9 protein-coding genes and 3 rRNA genes are annotated in these 22,655 nt (G+C 44.8%); 3 read left to right on the forward strand and 9 right to left on the reverse strand.

Annotated features, from left to right (window positions below; translation table 11 throughout):
- Window positions 1-1,131 precede the first annotated feature (1,131 nt).
- The 3 genes from S4054249_RS19520 (at window position 1,132) to S4054249_RS27175 (ending at window position 2,491) form a co-directional block, all read left to right on the forward strand.
- On the forward strand, window positions 1,132-1,533 hold the full coding sequence (locus S4054249_RS19520; RefSeq protein ID WP_145925057.1) for an AraC family transcriptional regulator: 402 nt from the start codon (window positions 1,132-1,134) through the stop codon (window positions 1,531-1,533).
- A 79-nt stretch (window positions 1,534-1,612) separates the two neighbouring features.
- Window positions 1,613-1,876, forward strand: a complete 264-nt coding sequence (locus tag S4054249_RS27325) for a GyrI-like domain-containing protein (protein WP_430522135.1) — start codon at window positions 1,613-1,615, stop codon at window positions 1,874-1,876.
- Window positions 1,877-2,368: 492 nt separating this feature from the next.
- Entirely contained in the window at window positions 2,369-2,491 is a 123-nt protein-coding gene (locus S4054249_RS27175) for a hypothetical protein (protein ID WP_256370534.1), read from the forward strand.
- A gap of 183 nt (window positions 2,492-2,674) precedes the next feature.
- Here S4054249_RS27175 and rrf read toward each other — a convergent pair.
- The 9 genes from rrf to rpoB all read right to left on the reverse strand — a co-directional run bounded on the left by rrf (window position 2,675) and on the right by rpoB (window position 22,486).
- Window positions 2,675-2,789: ribosomal RNA gene (rrf, locus tag S4054249_RS19525) — 5S ribosomal RNA — on the reverse strand.
- Window positions 2,790-2,906: 117 nt separating this feature from the next.
- Window positions 2,907-5,789: ribosomal RNA gene (locus S4054249_RS19530) — 23S ribosomal RNA — on the reverse strand.
- A gap of 395 nt (window positions 5,790-6,184) precedes the next feature.
- A 16S ribosomal RNA gene (locus S4054249_RS19535) occupies window positions 6,185-7,717 on the reverse strand.
- The 16S, 23S and 5S rRNA genes sit together here, the layout of an rRNA operon.
- A 1,696-nt stretch (window positions 7,718-9,413) precedes the next feature.
- A complete protein-coding gene (gene tuf / locus S4054249_RS19540; RefSeq protein ID WP_069949079.1) occupies window positions 9,414-10,598 on the reverse strand; it encodes an elongation factor Tu in 1,185 nt (394 codons plus the stop codon).
- A gap of 57 nt (window positions 10,599-10,655) precedes the next feature.
- Window positions 10,656-12,770, reverse strand: a complete 2,115-nt coding sequence (gene fusA, locus S4054249_RS19545; protein ID WP_046354626.1) for an elongation factor G — start codon at window positions 12,768-12,770, stop codon at window positions 10,656-10,658.
- A gap of 27 nt (window positions 12,771-12,797) precedes the next feature.
- Entirely contained in the window at window positions 12,798-13,268 is a 471-nt protein-coding gene (rpsG, locus tag S4054249_RS19550) for a 30S ribosomal protein S7 (RefSeq protein ID WP_046354625.1), read from the reverse strand.
- Window positions 13,269-13,370: 102 nt separating this feature from the next.
- Window positions 13,371-13,745: a 30S ribosomal protein S12 gene (gene rpsL / locus S4054249_RS19555; protein WP_069949149.1), complete on the reverse strand. Its 375-nt coding sequence runs from the start codon at window positions 13,743-13,745 to the stop codon at window positions 13,371-13,373.
- Window positions 13,746-14,174: 429 nt separating this feature from the next.
- The gene (rpoC, locus tag S4054249_RS19560) at window positions 14,175-18,356 is read right to left on the reverse strand and encodes a DNA-directed RNA polymerase subunit beta' (protein ID WP_046354624.1); all 4,182 of its coding nucleotides are present in this window, start codon (window positions 18,354-18,356) and stop codon (window positions 14,175-14,177) included.
- A 104-nt stretch (window positions 18,357-18,460) separates the two neighbouring features.
- Entirely contained in the window at window positions 18,461-22,486 is a 4,026-nt protein-coding gene (gene rpoB, locus S4054249_RS19565; RefSeq protein ID WP_046354623.1) for a DNA-directed RNA polymerase subunit beta, read from the reverse strand.
- Window positions 22,487-22,655 lie beyond the last annotated feature (169 nt).

A 22,655-nucleotide genomic window follows, 5' to 3' on the forward strand; every position in this document is an offset into this window, starting at 1 on the left:
TAAAATTGAGATTCTAATTCTTTTGCTCCTGAATCAAGAGCTGTTAGAACTCAATCTGTACGAGTGCCCACACAGATGATTGCTTCATATTTTTAAAGAACAGTGTAACTAACTCTTGGTTAGTTACCGCAGCGTTGCTGCGAAGTGGAGCGCCATATTAACCGCTTCACTTTTAAAGTCAACTAGAAAATTTAATTTTTTAATTAATCTTTCAATTTAACTTTAACCTTTACTTTGGTTTGCGTTTTCTCTCGCATCCCGCCGTGTCAGTGGGTGCGCATTATAGGGAGATTTGAGATTGGCGCAAGCGTTTTTTCCGCTTTTTTTTGAATAAATTTATTTAGTTAGTTAACCTCAAAATATGCACGACACATTCACACGTTACACACATTAGACTGTGGATAACATGCTTATTAAAACAATATTTGAATAAGCCTTAAAAAGGTTAGATAGAAACAAAAGTGTTGAATGTAGTGTAAAATAGCTAAACGCTTGACTATCTGACTATCTGACTATCTGACTATCTGACTATCTGACTATCTGACTATCTGACTATCTGACTATCTGACTATCTGACTATCTGACTATCTGACTATCTGACTATCTGACTATCTGACTATCTGACTATCAAAGATAGTTTACTCCCCCTTAATTCAGTCAAGTCTTCCCTTTAAAAGCCAGACAATTTAGAGCCCCCTAATCGCAGCCTCTTATATTAGCTAACTCTCTCCACAACCTTCATAATCTAGTACAACTACACTCAAGGCCCTACCATGAAAAGTAAAGATATCCAACACTCAGAAATCGGTTCCGAATTAAATAAAATCATTAGTTGACGCTACATTTCGTAGTAATTAACTAGGAAGATTAATCAGCTTTGTAAGGTGAACCAACAAAGTTGAGTTGATTGGGCTCGGTGACCCTAATGGCTGCAGATATATTATTTTGGGTTCTTATGATGACGAACCTTAATCTATGAATATGCAAAAACTTTACATCAACTTACTTAACAGATTAGTCGAGCTCAGTCCTATACCGGTGTTTTATTTTGACAACTTAAAATAGCAAGAAAAGGTGAGACAGATACTTTAGTAATTAAATACTATGACAGCTCAAGAGAAGGCCTGTTTAATGACTTGGTCACAGCGAATGAATTGGGCAATTGAATATATCGAAAGCAACTTAGATAGCGATCTCACTATTGAAGAGATAGCCAAGGTTGCATGTTGTTCGAAATACCACTTTCATCGCATGTTCTTTGCTACTTTTAAGGTTACTTGCACCGACAAGTTCGGTTACAAATCCCCAAATGCTTTTACTCGTGCGTATAGAGATATACATGGAATAAACCCGAGTAATGCTCGTATAGAAGGTAATTCGCTTTCTTCATATAAGAGAGTTTGCCCCCCCGAAGACAATAAAGCAGGTGAATGTATGAATTACAAAATAATTAAGGTGCCAGAATTCAATTTAATAGGTAAAAGCAAAAACTTTGAGTTCAAAAGCCTATTAAAAGCTTATTCAACTAAATAACGGTAGGCCATGCCCGATCACAAACACCTCTTTACTTACTGCTTATTTTCGAAAAGAAAGTAAAGGACAGAATGAATTTTTGGATGTTTTAGGTATTGAGACATCAAGTCGAGACAGAATAAAAGGGTTTGAAACTTATACAGTCCCTCCCTCTACTTACGCGGAATTCAATTGTACGTATAAAACTTCAATGAAAACCAATCGATATATATATGGCTCATGGTTTTCATCAACCGGTTTTGAAAGAGATGATCACAAGCCTAACATAGTCGCATATTTCCCTGTACCATTTCGACCAATAAATGAAATGTTTGTTCGATGGTGGATACCCGTGATTAGCTAGTAACGAGCAAAAGATAAATGACACTATACAAAGCGCGAATAGTCTTTTCGCGCAAGGTGATTAACGTGCAGCGAGTGCGTTCAATTTGCGCAAGGTAAGTGACCCATTTTGACTAAACATAATCAACACCTCTCTTTATACGTAGCAACCAATTCAAAACAAGCAAAGCATGGATCCTGAAACCAGTTCAGGACGACATAGTGAAAAAGATTAATGACAACGAACGCAGTGAGTACATTCCTTTTGCGCAAAGTGATTAACGTGCAAAATATAACGACAGCGAGCAGAGCGAGTGCGTTCAATTTGCGCAAGGTGAATATCGTGCGAAAGGTTTATGACACAGCGCACAGCGCTGCCATTCTTTTCGCGCAAGGTGAAATGACCCATTTTAACAAGAGATAATCAATCCCCCCTATAAGCGTAACAACTGAGTCAAAACAAGCAAACCATGGATCCTGAAACCAGTTCAGGACGACATGGTGAAAAAGGTTAATGGCAACGAACGCAGTGAGTACGCTCTTTTTGCGTAAGGTGATTATCGTGCAAAAGGCTAGCGACAACGAACGCAGTGAGAGCGCTCTTTTTGCGCAAGGTGATTATCGTGCAAAAGGTTAGCGACAGCGAACGCAGTGAGAGCGCTCTTTTTGCGCAAGGTGATTATCGTGCAAAAGGTTAGCGACAGCGAACGCAGTGAGAGCGCTCTTTTTGCGCAAGGTGAAATAAGCCGTTTTAGCTGTTGACGAGGGACTTAAACGCAAAAAACCCGCTGCATTTCTGCAACGGGTTTCTTTAATTGGGCCCTGGCAATGTCCTACTTTCACATGGGAAACCCCACACTATCATCGGCGCTATTTCGTTTCACTACTGAGTTCGGCATGGGGTCAGGTGGTTCCAAAATGCTATGTTTACCAGGAAATTCTGTGTGCAAGATGTTTAAAACACCTTACTAAAATCTGGAAGCGTAATTAAATTCTTATCGTCTACTTTTTATTCTTAACTTCTAACAAGCTTAAAACCACTTTGGCGTTGTATGGTTAAGCCTCACGGGTAATTAGTACGAGTTAGCTCAATGCCTCACAGCACTTCCACATCTCGCCTATCAACGTTGTAGTCTTCAACGGCCCTTCAGTTAACTCTAAGTTAAAGTGAGAACTCATCTCGAGGCTCGCTTCCCGCTTAGATGCTTTCAGCGGTTATCGATTCCGAACGTAGCTACCGGGCAATGCTATTGGCATAACAACCCGAACACCAGCGGTTCGTCCACTCCGGTCCTCTCGTACTAGGAGCAGCCCCTCTCAATTCTCAAACGCCCACGGCAGATAGGGACCGAACTGTCTCACGACGTTCTAAACCCAGCTCGCGTACCACTTTAAATGGCGAACAGCCATACCCTTGGGACCGACTTCAGCCCCAGGATGTGATGAGCCGACATCGAGGTGCCAAACACCGCCGTCGATATGAACTCTTGGGCGGTATCAGCCTGTTATCCCCGGAGTACCTTTTATCCGTTGAGCGATGGCCCTTCCATTCAGAACCACCGGATCACTATGACCTACTTTCGTACCTGCTCGACGTGTCTGTCTCGCAGTTAAGCTGGCTTCTACCATTACACTAACCGTACGATGTCCGACCGTACTTAGCCAACCTTCGTGCTCCTCCGTTACTCTTTGGGAGGAGACCGCCCCAGTCAAACTACCCACCAGGCACTGTCCTCAATCCCGATTAGGGACCTAAGTTAGAACATCAACACTACAAGGGTGGTATTTCAAGGTCGGCTCCACACAATCTAGCGACTGTGCTTCAAAGCCTCCCACCTATCCTACACATGTAGGGTCAATGTTCAGTGCCAAGCTGTAGTAAAGGTTCACGGGGTCTTTCCGTCTAGCCGCGGGTACACAGCATCTTCACTGCGATTTCAATTTCACTGAGTCTCGGGTGGAGACAGCGTGGCCATGGTTACACCATTCGTGCAGGTCGGAACTTACCCGACAAGGAATTTCGCTACCTTAGGACCGTTATAGTTACGGCCGCCGTTTACCGGGGCTTCGATCAAGAGCTTCGACATAAGTCTAACCCCATCAATTAACCTTCCGGCACCGGGCAGGTGTCACACCGTATACGTCATCTTACGATTTTGCACAGTGCTGTGTTTTTAATAAACAGTCCCAGCCACCTGGTCACTGCGGCTCTCGTTTGCTTACGGAGTAAATCCTTCACAAACAAGAGCGTACCTTCTCCCGAAGTTACGGTACAATTTTGCCTAGTTCCTTCACCCGAGTTCTCTCAAGCGCCTTAGTATTCTCTACCTGACCACCTGTGTCGGTTTAGGGTACGATTCGATATAAACTGAAGCTTAGAGGCTTTTCCTGGAAGTAGGGCATCAACAACTTCACCACCGTAGTGGCTCGTCTCGACTCTCAGCCTTAGCGACCCGGATTTTCCTAAGTCACCAGCCTACAGCCTTTCACATGGACAACCAACGCCATGCTTGCCTAGCCTGCTCCGTCCCCCCATCGCATTTATACCAAGTACGGGAATATTAACCCGTTTCCCATCGACTACGCTCTTCAGCCTCGCCTTAGGGGTCGACTCACCCTACCCTGATTAACATGGGATAGGAACCCTTGGTCTTCCGGCGTGCGGGTTTTTCACCCGCATTATCGTTACTCATGTCAGCATTCGCACTTCTGATACGTCCAGCAAACCTTACAGTTCACCTTCAGCCGCTTACAGAACGCTCCCCTACCCCGCATACTAATGTATGCAGCCGTAGCTTCGGTGGTATGTTTAGCCCCGTTACATCTTCCGCGCAGGCCGACTCGACTAGTGAGCTATTACGCTTTCTTTAAAGGATGGCTGCTTCTAAGCCAACCTCCTAGCTGTTTTAGCCTTCCCACATCGTTTCCCACTTAACATACACTTTGGGACCTTAGCTGACGGTCTGGGTTGTTTCCCTCTCCACGATGGACGTTAGCACCCACCGTGTGTCTCCCGGATATTACTTTACGGTATTCGGAGTTTGCAAAGGGTTGGTAAGTCGGGATGACCCCCTAGCCTTAACAGTGCTCTACCCCCGTAAGTATTCGTCCGAGGCTCTACCTAAATAGATTTCGGGGAGAACCAGCTATCTCCCGGTTTGATTAGCCTTTCACTCCTAGCCACAGGTCATCCCCTAACTTTTCAACGTTAGTGGGTTCGGTCCTCCAGTCAGTGTTACCTGACCTTCAACCTGCCCATGGCTAGATCACCGGGTTTCGGGTCTATACCCTGCAACTTAAGCGCCCAGTTAAGACTCGCTTTCGCTACGGCTCCCCTAAATGGTTAACCTCGCTACAGAATATAAGTCGCTGACCCATTATACAAAAGGTACGCAGTCACCCTCGAGGGGCTCCTACTGCTTGTACGTACACGGTTTCAGGTTCTATTTCACTCCCCTCACAGGGGTTCTTTTCGCCTTTCCCTCACGGTACTGGTTCACTATCGGTCAGTTGGGAGTATTTAGCCTTGGAGGATGGTCCCCCCATATTCAGTCAAAGTTTCACGTGCTCCGACCTACTCGATTTCACTTCAGATAAATTTTCGTGTACGGGACTGTCACCCTGTGTCGTCCAACTTTCCAGAAGGTTCCACTAATTACACTGAAGCTTAAGGGCTAATCCGATTTCGCTCGCCGCTACTTTCGGAATCTCGGTTGATTTCTTTTCCTCGGGGTACTTAGATGTTTCAGTTCTCCCGGTTTGCCTCTTACAGCTATGTATTCACTGTAAGATACCGCTGTGCGGTGGGTTTCCCCATTCGGAAATCTAAGTCTCAAGTGCCTCTTACTGGCTTGACTTAGCTTATCGCAAGTTAGTACGTCCTTCATCGCCTCCAACTGCCAAGGCATCCACCGTGTACGCTTAGTCACTTAACCATACAACCCAAAGTAGTTTCGTCGTTCTTTATCCTGAATGCTTCATTGCCATCAGATATTGCTTGGTCACATAGACGAGCTATGCTCCCGGCGACAACATCTTCGGCGGCTTCGCCTCAGAATAAATAACTTTGAACCTACGGCATATTTCAGCCAGTTGTAAGTCAAAGACAGTTTTAACTTCGCCAGAAGTTAAGTAATACTAAAGTAGACGCTAATTAATCAACTAAATGATTAATCGGCATTTTCTTTCGAAAACTCTGAATAACAATTACTTGTTATTCGAGAATTTAATTATCAGCTTTCCAAATTTTTAAAGAGCAATATTAATTAGCTTTAAAAGCTAACTAACAATCATCTGTGTGGACACTTCGAACAAATCTGTTCTAAATCGTTAAGGAGGTGATCCAGCCCCAGGTTCCCCTAGGGCTACCTTGTTACGACTTCACCCCAGTCATGAATCACTCCGTGGTAAGCGCCCCCCCGAAGGTTAAGCTACCTACTTCTGGAGCAACCCACTCCCATGGTGTGACGGGCGGTGTGTACAAGGCCCGGGAACGTATTCACCGCGGCATTCTGATCCGCGATTACTAGCGATTCCGACTTCATGGAGTCGAGTTGCAGACTCCAATCCGGACTACGACAGACTTTAAGTGATTCGCTTACTTTCGCAAGTTCGCAGCACTCTGTATCTGCCATTGTAGCACGTGTGTAGCCCTACACGTAAGGGCCATGATGACTTGACGTCGTCCCCACCTTCCTCCGGTTTATCACCGGCAGTCTCCTTAGAGTTCCCGACCGAATCGCTGGCAACTAAGGATAGGGGTTGCGCTCGTTGCGGGACTTAACCCAACATCTCACAACACGAGCTGACGACAGCCATGCAGCACCTGTATCAGAGTTCCCGAAGGCACCAAACCATCTCTGGTAAGTTCTCTGTATGTCAAGTGTAGGTAAGGTTCTTCGCGTTGCATCGAATTAAACCACATGCTCCACCGCTTGTGCGGGCCCCCGTCAATTCATTTGAGTTTTAACCTTGCGGCCGTACTCCCCAGGCGGTCTACTTAATGCGTTAGCTTTGGAAAAGTTGTCCGAAGACCCCAGCTCCTAGTAGACATCGTTTACGGCGTGGACTACCAGGGTATCTAATCCTGTTTGCTCCCCACGCTTTCGTACATGAGCGTCAGTGTTGACCCAGGTGGCTGCCTTCGCCATCGGTATTCCTTCAGATCTCTACGCATTTCACCGCTACACCTGAAATTCTACCACCCTCTATCACACTCTAGTTTGCCAGTTCGAAATGCAGTTCCCAGGTTGAGCCCGGGGCTTTCACATCTCGCTTAACAAACCGCCTGCGTACGCTTTACGCCCAGTAATTCCGATTAACGCTCGCACCCTCCGTATTACCGCGGCTGCTGGCACGGAGTTAGCCGGTGCTTCTTCTGTAAGTAACGTCACAGCTAGCAGGTATTAACTACTAACCTTTCCTCCTTACTGAAAGTGCTTTACAACCCGAAGGCCTTCTTCACACACGCGGCATGGCTGCATCAGGCTTGCGCCCATTGTGCAATATTCCCCACTGCTGCCTCCCGTAGGAGTCTGGACCGTGTCTCAGTTCCAGTGTGGCTGATCATCCTCTCAAACCAGCTAGGGATCGTCGCCTTGGTAAGCCATTACCTTACCAACTAGCTAATCCCACTTGGGCCGATCATAAGGCGAGAGCCGAAGCCCCCTTTGGTCCGTAGACATTATGCGGTATTAGCCATCGTTTCCAATGGTTGTCCCCCACCTTACGGCACGTTCCCAAGCATTACTCACCCGTCCGCCGCTCGTCATCTTCTAGCAAGCTAGAAATGTTACCGCTCGACTTGCATGTGTTAGGCCTGCCGCCAGCGTTCAATCTGAGCCATGATCAAACTCTTCAATTAAAAGTTTTTTGGTACCAAGTACCTGACTCAATGAATACTGATTGATAATTTCTTATAAAAGAAATAAATCGAATTGACTGTTATAGTCACTCAGTAAAATTGAGATTCTAATTCTTTTGCTCCTGAATCAAGAGCTGTTAGAACTCAATCTGTACGAGTGCCCACACAGATGATTGCTTCATATTTTTAAAGAACAGTGTAACTAACCCTTGGTTAGTTACCGCAGCGTTGCTGCGAAGTGGAGCGCCATATTAACCGCTTCACTTTTAAAGTCAACTAGAAAATTTAATTTTTTAATTAATCTTTCAATTTAACTTTAACCTTTACTTTGGTTTGCGTTTTCTCTCGCATCCCGCCGTGTCAGTGGGTGCGCATTATAGGGAGATCTAAATTTGGATCAAGTGTTTTTTATTAAAAACTTATAAAAACACGCACTTCGAACAATAAACAGACAAAACCACCCTTTTTTGTATATTTAACATACTATAATTAAGAAAAGATCATATAGAGAATTTATCTGAGATCAAATTAGATCCTCAATTAATACTTTATTTAGAGATAGTTTACTTATTATGTAATTAATGACCTTTATATGTTTGTTATATGTTTGCAGGATGACATTACTCTCACTCACATCACTTAGTAAAATTGTTAACGACAGCGTGCGAAGCGAGTATAGTGCGAAAGGTTTATGACACAGCGAGAAGCGCTGACATTCTTTTCGCGCAAGAGAGGTGTAAAAGGCTAGCGAAAGTGTGCGAAGTGAAGCCGCACTTTTTACGCAAGGTGAAATGAGCCGTTTTAACCGAACAAAATCAATACACCTCCATAAACGCAGCAACTGAGATAAAACAAGCAAGCCATAGATCCTGAAACGAGTTCAGGATGACGTCGTGTAAAAGGCTAGCGATAGTGAACGAAGTGAATCCGCTCTTTTTACGCAAGGCGAAACAAGCCATTTTAACTGAAAATAACCAATACTCCTTTATAAACGAAATAACTGAGATAAAACAAGCAAGCCATAGATCCTGAAACGAGTTCAGGATGACGTCGTGTAAAATGTAACGACAACGAGCGAAGCAAGTACGTTCAATTTGCGCAAGGCGAAACAAGCCATTTTAACTGAAAATAACCAATACTCCTTTATAAACGAAATAACTGAGATAAAACAAGCAAGCCATAGATCCTGAAACGAGTTCAGGATGACGTCGTGTAAAATGTAACGACAACGAGCGAAGCAAGTACGTTCAATTTGCGCAAGGTGAAGTGAGCCGTTTTAACCGAAGATAAACAATACACCTCTATAAACGAAACAACTGAGATAAAACAAGCAAGGCATGGATCCTGAAACGAGTTCAGGATGACGTCGTGTTAAAGGCTAGCGATAGTGAACGAAGTGAATCCGCTCTTTTTACGCAAGGTGAAACAAGCCATTTTAACTGAAAATAACCAATACTCCTTTATAAACGAAATAACTGAGATAAAACAAGCAAGCCATGGATCCTGAAACGAGTTCAGGATGACGTCGTGTAAAATGTAACGACAACGAGCGAAGCAAGTACGTTCAATTTGCGCAAGGTGAAGTGAGCCGTTTTAACCAGATCTAAGACTGTAGAATATTCTAAAAAACATAAAAAAAGCCGCTTATTGAGCGGCTTTTTAATATTCGTATATCGAATTAGTTAACGTGTAACTATTACTCGATGATTGATGCTACAACACCAGCACCAACTGTACGGCCACCTTCACGGATAGCGAAACGTAGACCTTCGTCCATCGCGATTGGGCAGATTAGCTCTACAGTCATCTTGATGTTGTCACCAGGCATTACCATTTCTACACCATCTGGTAGCTGGATGTCACCAGTTACGTCAGTTGTACGGAAGTAGAACTGTGGACGGTAACCTTTGAAGAAAGGAGTATGACGACCACCTTCATCTTTAGAAAGTACGTATACTTCTGAAGTGAACTTCGTGTGCGGCTGGATTGAACCAGGAGCTGATAGTACTTGACCACGCTCAACTTCATCACGCTTAGTACCACGTAGAAGTGCACCGATGTTCTCACCAGCACGACCTTCGTCTAGAAGCTTACGGAACATTTCAACACCCGTACAAGTTGTCTTCGTAGTTTCTTTAACACCTACGATTTCAACTTCGTCGTTCACGTTGATGATACCAGCTTCAACACGGCCAGTTACAACAGTACCACGACCCTGGATTGAGAATACGTCTTCGATAGGCATGATGAATGGCTTATCGATGTCACGCTCTGGCTCTGGGATGTAAGAATCTAGTGCTTCTGCAAGCTCAACGATCTTGTCTTCCCACTCTTTCTCACCTTCTAGTGCTTTAAGCGCTGAACCTTGGATTAGTGGTAGGTCATCACCTGGGAAATCGTACTCAGAAAGAAGTTCACGAACTTCCATCTCTACTAGTTCGATTAGCTCTTCGTCATCAACCATGTCACATTTGTTCATGAATACGATGATGTAAGGTACACCAACCTGACGTGAAAGTAGGATGTGCTCACGAGTCTGAGGCATAGGACCATCAGTTGCAGCAACTACTAGGATCGCGCCGTCCATCTGAGCAGCACCAGTGATCATGTTTTTAACATAGTCAGCGTGTCCAGGACAGTCAACGTGTGCGTAGTGACGAGTTGGAGTATCGTACTCTACGTGTGAAGTTGCGATTGTGATACCACGCTCACGCTCTTCTGGAGCGTTATCGATTTGAGCGAAGTCACGTGCTTCACCACCGTATACTTTTGCAAGTACGTTAGTGATTGCTGCTGTTAGAGTTGTTTTACCGTGGTCAACGTGGCCGATTGTACCAACGTTAACGTGCGGTTTTACGCGTTCAAACTTTTCTTTTGCCATTTTAAAATTTCCTATAAAGAAATTAAAGTCCAGCCCTAAGACCGGACCGAACTAAAATTACTTAACAGCGCGAGCTGCAATTATTGCGTCGGCAACGTTTTTCGCCGCTTCTGCGTACTTGGAAAATTCCATTGAGTACGAAGCACGACCTTGCGTTGCAGAACGTAAATCAGTTGCATAACCGAACATTTCAGACAGTGGTACTTGTGCATTGACAAGCTTAAGACCACCAAAAGCATCTTCCATGCCTTCGATCATGCCGCGACGACGGTTTAAGTCGCCTACTACGTCACCCATGTTTTCTTCAGGGGTAGTGACTTCAACTTTCATAACAGGTTCTAAAAGCACTGGTTGCGCTTCTAAAGCACCATTTCTGAAGCCAATTGAACCGGCGATCTTAAAGGCCATTTCATTTGAGTCAACGTCGTGGAAAGAACCGTCAAATAACGTCGCTTTCACACCTAACAGAGGATAGCCCGCAAGCACACCTTGTTTCATTTGCTCTTGAATACCTTTATCAACCGCTGGGATATATTCCTTAGGGACCGTACCACCTACAATTTCATTAACGAATTCGTAAGTTGGTGCGTCTTCATCAGAAAAGTCCATTGGTTCCAATTTCAGCCATACGTGACCATATTGACCACGACCACCAGATTGACGTACGAACTTACCTTCAGCTTCTACAGAACCACGGATGGTTTCTCTGTATGCCACTTGTGGCTTACCAACGTTACATACAACGTTGAATTCACGTTTCATACGGTCAACAATGATATCTAGGTGAAGTTCACCCATACCAGAGATGATCGTTTGACCTGACTCTTCGTCAGTTTCAACACGGAAAGACGGGTCTTCTGCTGCTAGTTTACCTAGCGCAATGCCCATTTTTTCCTGATCAGCGACTGTTTTCGGCTCTACCGCTACTGAGATCACTGGCTCTGGAAATTCCATACGCTCTAATGTGATCACTGAATCTTGAGAACAAAGCGTGTCACCAGTGGTAACGTCTTTAAGTCCAATCGCAGCAGCAATATCACCGGCGCGAACTTCTTTAATTTCTTCGCGCGAATTTGAGTGCATCTGAACAATACGACCAAAACGCTCTTTCTTGCCCTTAACAGGGTTATAGACAGAGTCACCTTGACCAACTGTACCAGAATAAACTCGGAAGAAAGTCAATGTACCAACAAACGGGTCTGTCGCAATCTTGAACGCCAACGCCGCAAACGGCGCGTCGTCACTTGCTGGACGAGTAGCTTCAGAGTCGTCCTCAAGGATACCCTGAATCTCTTTAACCTCTGTTGGTGAAGGCATGAATTCAATCACAGCATCAAGCACAGCTTGAACGCCTTTGTTTTTGAATGCACTACCACATGACATTGGCACAATTTCGTTGCTCAATGTTAGTTGACGAATCGCAGATTTAATCTCTTCTTCGCTCAACTCACCTTCTTCTAAATATTTGTCCATTAGTTCTTCAGTCGCTTCAGCTGCACTTTCAACTAAGTGAGAGTGCCACTCTTCAGCTAAATCCTGAAGTTCTGCCGGGATCTCTTCATAAGTGAAAGTCATGCCCTGGTCACTTTCGTTCCAGTTAATGGCTTTCATTTTAATGAGATCAATAACACCTTTAAATTCATCTTCAGCACCAATAGGTAACTGAATAGGCACAGGTGTCGCACCAAGGCGGTCTTTCACCTGATCCACAACTGCCAAGAAATCTGCACCAGTACGGTCCATCTTGTTAACGAAGATCATACGAGGAACTTCGTATTTATTGGCTTGACGCCAAACAGTTTCTGTTTGTGGTTGTACGCCTGATGAAGCACAAAGAACAACAACTGCACCATCAAGTACACGCAAAGAGCGTTCTACTTCGATAGTAAAGTCTACGTGTCCTGGAGTATCAATGATATTGATGCGATGCTCAGGGAACTGAGCATCCATACCTTTCCAGAAACACGTTGTCGCAGCAGAAGTGATGGTAATACCACGCTCCTGCTCCTGCTCCATCCAGTCCATAGTTGCAGCACCATCATGCACCTCACCAATTTTGTGAGATAAGCCCGTGTAATAAAGTACACGTTCTGTTGTGGTGGTTTTACCTGCATCTACGTGAGCACAGATACCGATGTTACGGTAGCGCTCAATTGGAGTAGTACGTGCCATAATATCCTCTTAAAGGTCTTGGGCAGATTACCAACGGTAGTGAGCGAATGCTTTGTTCGCTTCAGCCATACGGTGAACGTCTTCACGTTTCTTAACCGCAGTGCCTTTGTTTTCCGCAGCGTCAAGGATCTCTTGTGCAAGACGAAGACCCATTGATTTCTCGCCACGCTTACGTGCAGAGTCTACTAACCAACGCATACCTAATGCGTTGCGACGAACTGGACGTACTTCAACTGGTACTTGGTATGTAGAACCACCAACACGACGAGACTTAACCTCAACCGCAGGGCGTACATTTTCAAGTGCAGATTCAAAGATTTCTAGGTGCGACTTGCCTGATTTTTCAGCAGCCACGTCTAGCGCACCGTATACGATTTTTTCAGCAGTAGATTTCTTGCCGTCTAACATTACTACGTTAACGAATTTAGCAAGAAGTTCTGATCCGAACTTCGGATCTGGAAGAATTTTACGTTGACCTATTACGCGTCTTCTAGGCATTTTATCTCTCCGATATCTTCAGGTTCGTTTTTTTCAACGAATACCCAAAACAAATTATTCAATATTAAAACTTAAGTGCTTGGCCTTACTAACGGAGAACCATTAGCCCTTAGGACGTTTTGCACCGTACTTAGAACGACCTTGTTTACGATCGTTAACACCCGCACAGTCAAGCGCACCACGTACAGTGTGGAAACGCACACCTGATAAGTCTTTAACACGACCACCACGGATAAGGATTACACTGTGCTCTTGAAGGTTGTGGCCTTCACCGCCAATGTAAGAAGTTACTTCGAAACCGTTCGTAAGACGAACACGCGCTACTTTACGTAATGCAGAGTTTGGTTTCTTTGGTGTAGTTGTATATACACGAGTACATACACCACGCTTTTGAGGACAAGCTTTAAGAGCAGCAGAGTTGCTCTTTGTAACCTTGCTGCGACGTGGCTTACGTACTAGCTGGTTAATAGTTGCCATTAAATAGCTCCTGATTAGTTAAAATTACTACTGAAAAAATAAAATCGACCCAAATTTTCCTTCCATTTTAATGGAACGAATAAATGGGTGGCCGAATTTTAATGAGCAAAGATTAACCTGTCAATAAAAATCCATTTTACAGCACTACTTTTCGTCGATTTTGTGGATTTTTACGCCCACTCACTGACAATGTGTCTAATCTCAAAAAACCGATAACATGAAATAGCACAACCACGATTCAACCGTGTCAGACCATTATCTCGTTAGCTATCCCTCAATCAGAAACAGTGCAAAACGCTAGATATTGACAGTTTTATAAGACATCAAGATGACACCTATATTCTTTGCTTCACACTTATTCGTGCGCAAGATCAAAAAGGCCGCCCTATTGGGCGGCCTTTTAAATATCGGCTATGTCGCCTTTAGAGCTTACTTATTGCCACCTAGTAGGTCAGCATTAAGTGCGTCTGTTAGCGCTTGTGACGCTTCTTCTGCACTTACTGTTTGCTCTTCAGCTGGTAGTTCGCTTTCTTTACGACGGTTGATACGCTCTTGGTGATACGCAAAACCTGTACCTGCTGGGATCAAACGACCAACGATTACGTTTTCTTTAAGACCACGTAGTTCGTCGCTCTTACCATTTACAGCTGCTTCAGTTAGGACACGTGTTGTTTCCTGGAACGATGCTGCTGAGATGAATGACTCAGTCGCTAGTGACGCTTTAGTAATACCCATTAGCTGAATTTCAAACTTCGCTGGGATCTTACCTTGCTTCTCAAGTTCACGGTTAGCAATGTTTACGCGTGCAACTTCAGCTTGCTCGCCTGCTAGGAACTCAGTGTCACCACCGTCGATGATGATACACTTACGCAGCATCTGACGAACGATCGTCTCAATGTGCTTATCGTTAATCTTTACACCCTGTAGACGGTATACTTCCTGAACTTCGTTCGTGATGTAGTTTGATACATCAGTCACGCCACGTAGACGTAGGATGTCATGTGGAGACTCAGGACCATCGGCAATAACTTCACCTTTAGCAACCTGTTCACCTTCGAACACGTTAAGCTGACGCCATTTCGGGATCATCTCTTCGTAAGCATCACCTTGCTCAGGCGTGATCACTAGACGCTTCTTACCTTTCGTCTCTTTACCGAAGCTCACAGTACCTGTGATCTCTGCAAGGATTGCAGGATCTTTTGGCTTACGCGCTTCGAATAAGTCAGCAACTCGAGGTAGACCACCGGTGATATCACGAGTCTTCGAACCTTCTTGCGGGATACGTGCTAATACGTCACCCGGCTGAACAGTTGCGCCGTCTGTGATTTCAATCGTGGTGAATGAAGGTAGACGAATCTCTTGTAGGCCACGCTCTTCGTTTTCAATGATTAACTTAGGCTCTTTTGCATTCACCTTAGCTAAGTCTTTAACAACAACACGCGTTAGACCAGTAAGCTCATCAGTCTGTGCTTCTGTGTTTGAGTCATCGATATCGCTGAACGATACTTTTGACTGGTGCTCGATAACGATTGGGTGACTATGCGGGTCCCACGTAGCAACAATATCATTACCTTTAACTTCAGCGCCATCTTGTATAGAAAGAACCGCACCGTAAGGTACTTTATAACGCTCTTTCTCACGACCTTGCTCATCGATAACTGTGATTTCAGTCGAACGTGAAGTTACAACGATCTTGCCATCAGTATTCAATACATATTTTGCATTGTGTAACTTCATGCTACCGTTGTTTTTAACTTGTACGCTGTTTTCAGCAGATGCTCTTGATGCCGCACCACCAATGTGGAACGTACGCATCGTAAGCTGTGTACCTGGCTCACCGATTGACTGAGCAGCGATTACACCGACTGCCTCACCTGGGTTGATGATGTGGCCACGTGCAAGGTCACGACCGTAACAGAATGCACAAACACCAAAGTCATTTTCACAAGTGATTACAGAGCGTACTTTAACTTCATCTACTGAGTGCTCTTCTAAAAGGTCACACAGTTTTTCATCAAGCATTACGTTACGCTCAACAAGTACGATGTCAGTACCTGGCTTACATACGTCTTCAGCAACAACACGACCTAGAACACGCTCGCGAAGTGGTTCTACAACGTCACCACCTTCGATTAGCGGCTTCATTACTAGACCTTCTAACGTACCACAATCTGATTCGTTGATAACCAAATCTTGTGCAACATCTACTAGACGACGAGTTAGGTAACCCGAGTTCGCTGTCTTAAGTGCGGTATCGGCAAGACCTTTACGTGCACCGTGCGTCGAGATGAAGTACTGAAGTACGTTTAGACCTTCACGGAAGTTAGCTGTGATTGGCGTCTCGATGATTGAACCATCTGGACGTGCCATTAGACCACGCATACCTGCTAGCTGACGTATCTGAGCTGCACTACCACGTGCGCCCGAGTCTGCCATCATGAATACTGAGTTGAAAGAGTCTTGTTGCTCTTCTTCACCCTGTGCATTCACTACCGTGTCTTTCGATAAGTTCGCCATCATTTCACGTGAAAGGTTTTCGTTAACACGTGACCAGATATCGATAACTTTGTTGTATTTCTCACCAGCAGTTACAAGACCAGACTGGAACTGTTGGTTGATTTCAGCAACCTCAGCTTCAGCGCGCTCGATGATTTCAGTCTTCGTAGGTGGAATTACCATATCGTTAATACCGATAGATACACCTGACTTCATCGCATAGTGGAAACCTGTGTACATCACTTGGTCAGCAAACACAACGGTGTCTTTCAGACCTAGGCGACGGTAACACTCATTAAGAAGACCAGAGATCTGCTTCTTACCAAGTGCTCTGTTGATAAGCTCAAACGGTAGACCTTTTGGCATGATCAATGAGAGGATCGCACGACCTACTGTTGTATCAACAACATGAGTTTTTTCCGAACGCTCGCCAGTCTCTTCGTCAACGATAGTCTCTGTTAGACGAACTTTAACGCGTGCGTGAAGCTCTGCGCTACCTGTACGGTATGCTTTTTCAGCTTCTTTCGGGTCTTTAAACGCAATACCTTCGCCTTTCGCATTGATGCGATCACGCGTCATGTAGTAAAGACCTAATACAACGTCCTGTGAAGGTACGATGATAGGCTCACCACTTGCAGGTGAAAGGATGTTGTTTGTAGACATCATTAGTGCACGTGCTTCAAGCTGTGCTTCTAACGTCAACGGTACGTGTACCGCCATTTGGTCACCATCGAAGTCAGCGTTATACGCCGCACACACCAATGGGTGTAGGTGGATTGCTTTACCTTCGATTAGTACCGGTTCAAATGCTTGGATACCAAGTCTGTGAAGTGTAGGAGCACGGTTCAATAGAACTGGGTGTTCACGGATCACTTCATCAAGTACGTCCCAAACCTCTGGTACTTCACGCTCTACCATCTTCTTCGCAGCTTTGATGGTAGTCGCCATACCACGGCGCTCTAGCTTACCGTAGATGAATGGCTTAAATAGCTCTAGTGCCATCTTCTTCGGAAGACCACACTGGTGAAGTTTAAGCGTTGGGCCAACTGTGATTACAGAACGGCCTGAGTAGTCAACACGCTTACCAAGAAGGTTTTGACGGAAACGACCTTGCTTACCTTTGATCATGTCTGCAAGCGACTTAAGTGGACGCTTGTTAGAACCCGTGATCGCACGACCACGACGACCGTTATCAAGTAATGCATCAACCGCTTCTTGTAACATACGCTTTTCGTTACGTACGATGATGTCTGGTGCAGCTAAGTCTAGTAGACGCTTCAGACGGTTGTTACGGTTGATAACACGACGGTATAGGTCGTTCAGATCTGAAGTCGCAAAACGACCGCCATCTAGTGGTACTAGTGGACGTAGATCTGGTGGAAGTACTGGTAGCACGCTCATGATCATCCACTCAGGGTTGTTACCTGATTGGTGGAACGATTCCATAAGCTTAAGACGCTTAGTAATTTTCTTACGCTTAGTCTCAGAGTTAATTGTAGGTAACTCTTCACGCATTTCTGCGATTAGCTGACCAAGGTCTAGTTCGCGAAGTAGATCAAGTACAGCTTCTGCACCCATCTTAGCTTCGAACTCATCACCGTGCTCTTCAAGTGCATCTAGGTACTCTTCTTCACCTAATAGCTGACCGCGCTCAAGCGTTGTCATACCAGGCTCTGTTACTACGAAAGATTCGAAGTAAAGTACACGTTCGATGTCACGAAGTGTCATATCAAGCATTAAGCCGATACGAGACGGTAGTGATTTAAGGAACCAAATATGCGCAACTGGACTTGCAAGCTCAATGTGACCCATGCGGTCACGACGCACTTTAGTTAGTGTAACTTCAACGCCACACTTCTCACAGATAACACCACGGTGTTTTAATCGCTTGTATTTACCACACAAACATTCGTAATCTTTTACTGGGCCGAAGATACGGGCACAGAATAAGCCGTCACGCTCAGGCTTGAAAGTACGGTAGTTGATTGTCTCAGGTTTCTTTACTTCACCGTATGACCATGAGCGAACCATGTCTGGCGAAGAAAGACCAATGCGAATTGCATCGAATTCTTCGGTCTTATTTTGTTGCTTCAGAAACTTAAGTAAGTCTTTCACCTTAGCTCTCCTGTCGGAGTTAATCTTGAGGGCAAGCATTGCTCACCCCTTCATTCTTTACAGTTACAGTCCGGATTGGCAGCTCTGTAGAGCTGCCGGTCGGATTAACTTTCTTCCAACTCGATGTTGATACCTAGCGAGCGGATTTCTTTCAACAATACGTTGAATGACTCAGGCATACCCGGTTCCATCTTGTGGTTACCGTCTACGATGTTCTTATACATCTTAGTACGACCGTTTACGTCATCCGACTTAACTGTCAACATTTCCTGTAGTGTATAGGCAGCACCGTATGCTTCTAATGCCCATACCTCCATCTCACCGAAACGCTGTCCACCGAACTGTGCTTTACCACCCAGCGGCTGCTGAGTAACTAGGCTGTAAGAACCCGTTGAACGCGCGTGCATCTTGTCGTCTACTAAGTGGTTTAGTTTCAGCATGTACATGTAACCAACAGTTACTTGACGCTCAAACGCATCACCAGTACGACCATCATAAAGCGTAACCTGACCACTTGACGGGTAACCACCCAGCTCTAGTAGCTCTTTGATTTCGCTCTCTTTAGCACCATCGAATGCTGGCGTCGCGATTGGTAGACCACCTTTAAGGTTGTTAGCTAGACGACGAACTTCGTCATCAGAGAAGCTAGCAATGTCTACTTCTTGACGGCAGTCACCAAGCTCATACGCTTTCTTGATGAAATCACGTAGCTCATGAAGCTCCGCTTGCTCTTTCATCATGTCTTCGATGCGCTCACCGATACCACGTGCCGCCAGACCCATATGCGTTTCAAGGATCTGACCGATGTTCATACGAGATGGTACACCTAGTGGGTTAAGAACGATGTCTACCGTACGACCTCTTTCATCGTAAGGCATATCTTCTACTGGTACGATTGTCGAGATAACACCTTTGTTACCGTGACGACCAGCCATCTTATCACCTGGTTGGATACGACGTTTAACAGCTAGGTAAACTTTAACAATCTTAAGTACGCCCGGCGCTAAGTCATCACCTTGTGTGATCTTGCGACGCTTGTTCTCAAACTTCTTGTCGTATTCAGCTTTAAGCTCATCGTACTGTGCAGCAAGTTGCTCAAGTTCTGCTTGTTGTGCTTCATCTGCAAGGCTCTGAGTTAGTAGCTTTTCAGCACCTAGAAGTGCAATTGCATCTTCGTTTTGACCAGATTCAACAAGTAACTTACGCGCACGGTTTAAAATACCGCCTTCAAGGATCTTGAACTCTTCGTTGAAGTCTTTCTTCGCTTCACGAAGCTGCATTTCTTCAACTTCTAGTGCACGCTTGTCTTTTTCAACACCATCACGTGTGAATACTTGAACGTCGATAACAGTACCAGATACAGAGTTAGGTACACGTAAAGAACTATCTTTAACGTCAGACGCTTTTTCACCGAAGATTGCACGTAGAAGCTTTTCTTCAGGTGTCAGCTGCGTTTCGCCTTTCGGTGTTACTTTACCTACTAGGATATCGCCGCCTTTCACTTCAGCACCGATGTAAACAACACCAGACTCATCTAGTTTGCCAAGTGCAGACTCACCTACGTTAGGAATATCAGCTGTGATCTCTTCTGGACCAAGCTTCGTATCACGAGCGATACACTGTAGCTCTTGGATGTGGATCGTAGTTAGACGATCTTCTTGTACAACTCGCTCAGAAAGTAGGATTGAATCCTCAAAGTTGTAACCATTCCAAGGCATGAACGCAACACGTAAGTTCTGACCAAGTGCCAAGTCACCTAAGTCCGTTGAAGGACCATCAGCAAGTACGTCACCACGTACTACTGGCTCACCAACCATACAAGTTGGTTTTTGGTTGATACATGTGTTTTGGTTCGAGCGCGTGTACTTAGTTAAGTTGTAAATGTCGATACCCGCTTCACCTGGAACGCGCTCATCTTCATTAACGTTAACAACGATACGGCTCGCATCAGCGTACTTAACTACACCGCCACGCTTAGCAACGATTGTTACACCTGAATCTTTTGCAAGTGTACGCTCGATACCTGTACCTACTAACGGCTTATCAGCGCGTAGTGTTGGTACTGCTTGACGTTGCATGTTCGATCCCATCAATGCACGGTTTGCATCATCGTGTTCAAGGAATGGGATAAGTGCCGCTGCCACAGAGATAACCTGCTGTGGAGATACATCCATATACTGGATGCTGTCGCTCGGCATAAAGGTTGATTCACCTTTGTGACGACACGGAATTAGCTCTTCTGCAAACTGATTTTCTTCAGTCAAGTTTGTATTCGCCTGTGCGATTACGAACTGACCTTCTTCAATTGCAGATAGGTAATCAACCTCGTCAGTAACGATACCGTCAACAACTTTACGGTATGGAGTCTCTAGGAAACCATAGTCGTTTGTACGAGCATATGTTGACAATGAGTTGATTAGACCGATGTTTGGACCTTCAGGCGTTTCGATTGGACAAACACGACCGTAGTGCGTTACGTGTACGTCTCGAACTTCGAAGCCTGCACGCTCACGTGTCAAACCACCCGGACCTAATGCAGAAATACGACGCTTGTGCGTTACTTCTGAAAGCGGGTTGTTTTGGTCCATGAACTGTGACAACTGAGAAGAACCAAAGAATTCTTTAACAGCTGCAGAAATCGGCTTAGCATTGATCAGATCTTGTGGCATCACGTTATCTAGATCACCTAGACTTAGACGCTCACGTACAGCACGCTCTACACGTACTAGACCAACACGGAATTGGTTTTCAGCCATTTCACCTACAGAACGAATACGACGGTTACCTAAGTGGTCGATATCATCCACTTCACCTTTACCGTTACGAATGTCGATAAGGACTTTCATAACAGAAACGATGTCTTCTTTACACAGTGTGCCTGGGCCTGTATCTGAATCATAACCAACACGGCTATTGAACTTCATGCGACCTACCGTTGATAGATCGTAACGCTCTTCAGAGAAGAATAGGTTATCGAATAGTGCTTCAGCAGCATCTTTCGTTGGTGGCTCGCCTGGGCGCATCATGCGGTAAATTTCTACCAATGCTTCTAGGCGGTTTGAAGAAGAATCAATACGAACAGTCTCAGACATGTACGCACCGCTGTCTACTTCATTGATGTAAAGCGTATCGATCTTAGTGTGACCCGCTTTCACAAGCTCAGCCATTAGCTCTAGCGATAATTCAGCGTTCGCTTCAGCAATGATCTCACCTGTTGACTCATCGATGTAGTTTTTAGCAACTACGCGACCAATGATATACTCATGTGGCACTTCAAGTTGCGTGATGCCTTTTTTCTCGATGTTTTTGATGTGACGAGCTGTGATACGACGGCTCTGTTCAACCAATACCTCACCGTCTGCATCTTTAATATCAAATGCAGCAGTTTCACCACGTAGGCGAGATGGTACTAGTTCCATCATCACTTTACCGTTTACTACTTCGAAGCTTGTCGTTTCGAAGAACAGATCAAGAATTTGCTCTGTTGTGTACTCTAGTGCACGTAAAATGATTGAAGCCGGTAGCTTACGACGACGGTCAATACGAACGAAAAGGTTATCTTTAACATCAAATTCAAAGTCTAACCATGAACCACGGTAAGGGATAACACGTGCGTTATAAAGCACTTTACCCGATGAATGTGATTTACCGCGGTCGTTATCAAAGAATACACCAGGTGAACGGTGTAGCTGAGAAACGATAACACGCTCGGTACCGTTAATAACGAAAGTACCTGTGTCTGTCATGAGCGGGATCTCGCCCATGTAAACTTCTTGCTCTTTAATGTCTTTGACTGTGCCTGGAGCTTCTTTGTCCATTAACACAAGACGTAATTTAACGCGAAGTGGAGCAGAATAAGTCACGCCGCGAATTTGACATTCTTTTACATCGAATACTGGTTCTCCGATACGGTAACTCACGTATTGAAGTTCAGAATTGCCCGAGTAGCTTTTGATAGGGAATACAGAACGGAATGCAGCTTCCAATCCAGTATCGCCATCCGCGTCCGGCGTAATGAATTTTTTAAACGATTCCAACTGCGTTTGCAAAAGGAAAGGTATATCCAAAACTTGTGGACGTTTACCAAAATCCTTACGGATACGTTTCTTTTCAGAATAAGAGTAAGCCATGGGGTTCCTCAGCTTGCTGATCTTTGACCCAACCTGTTCATGCAGAACAGCATTCATTGGCATCTAAGCCATGATAACAACATCTAAATTGTCTACCTAAACCCAACAGTTTCCCAAAAGGTTTAAATTATTGAAAAACTTGAAGAATTTAGGTTTTTATTGCGCAATA

It is taken from the genome of Pseudoalteromonas luteoviolacea, from assembly GCF_001750165.1.
In the GTDB taxonomy this organism is placed as follows: domain Bacteria; phylum Pseudomonadota; class Gammaproteobacteria; order Enterobacterales; family Alteromonadaceae; genus Pseudoalteromonas; species Pseudoalteromonas luteoviolacea_G.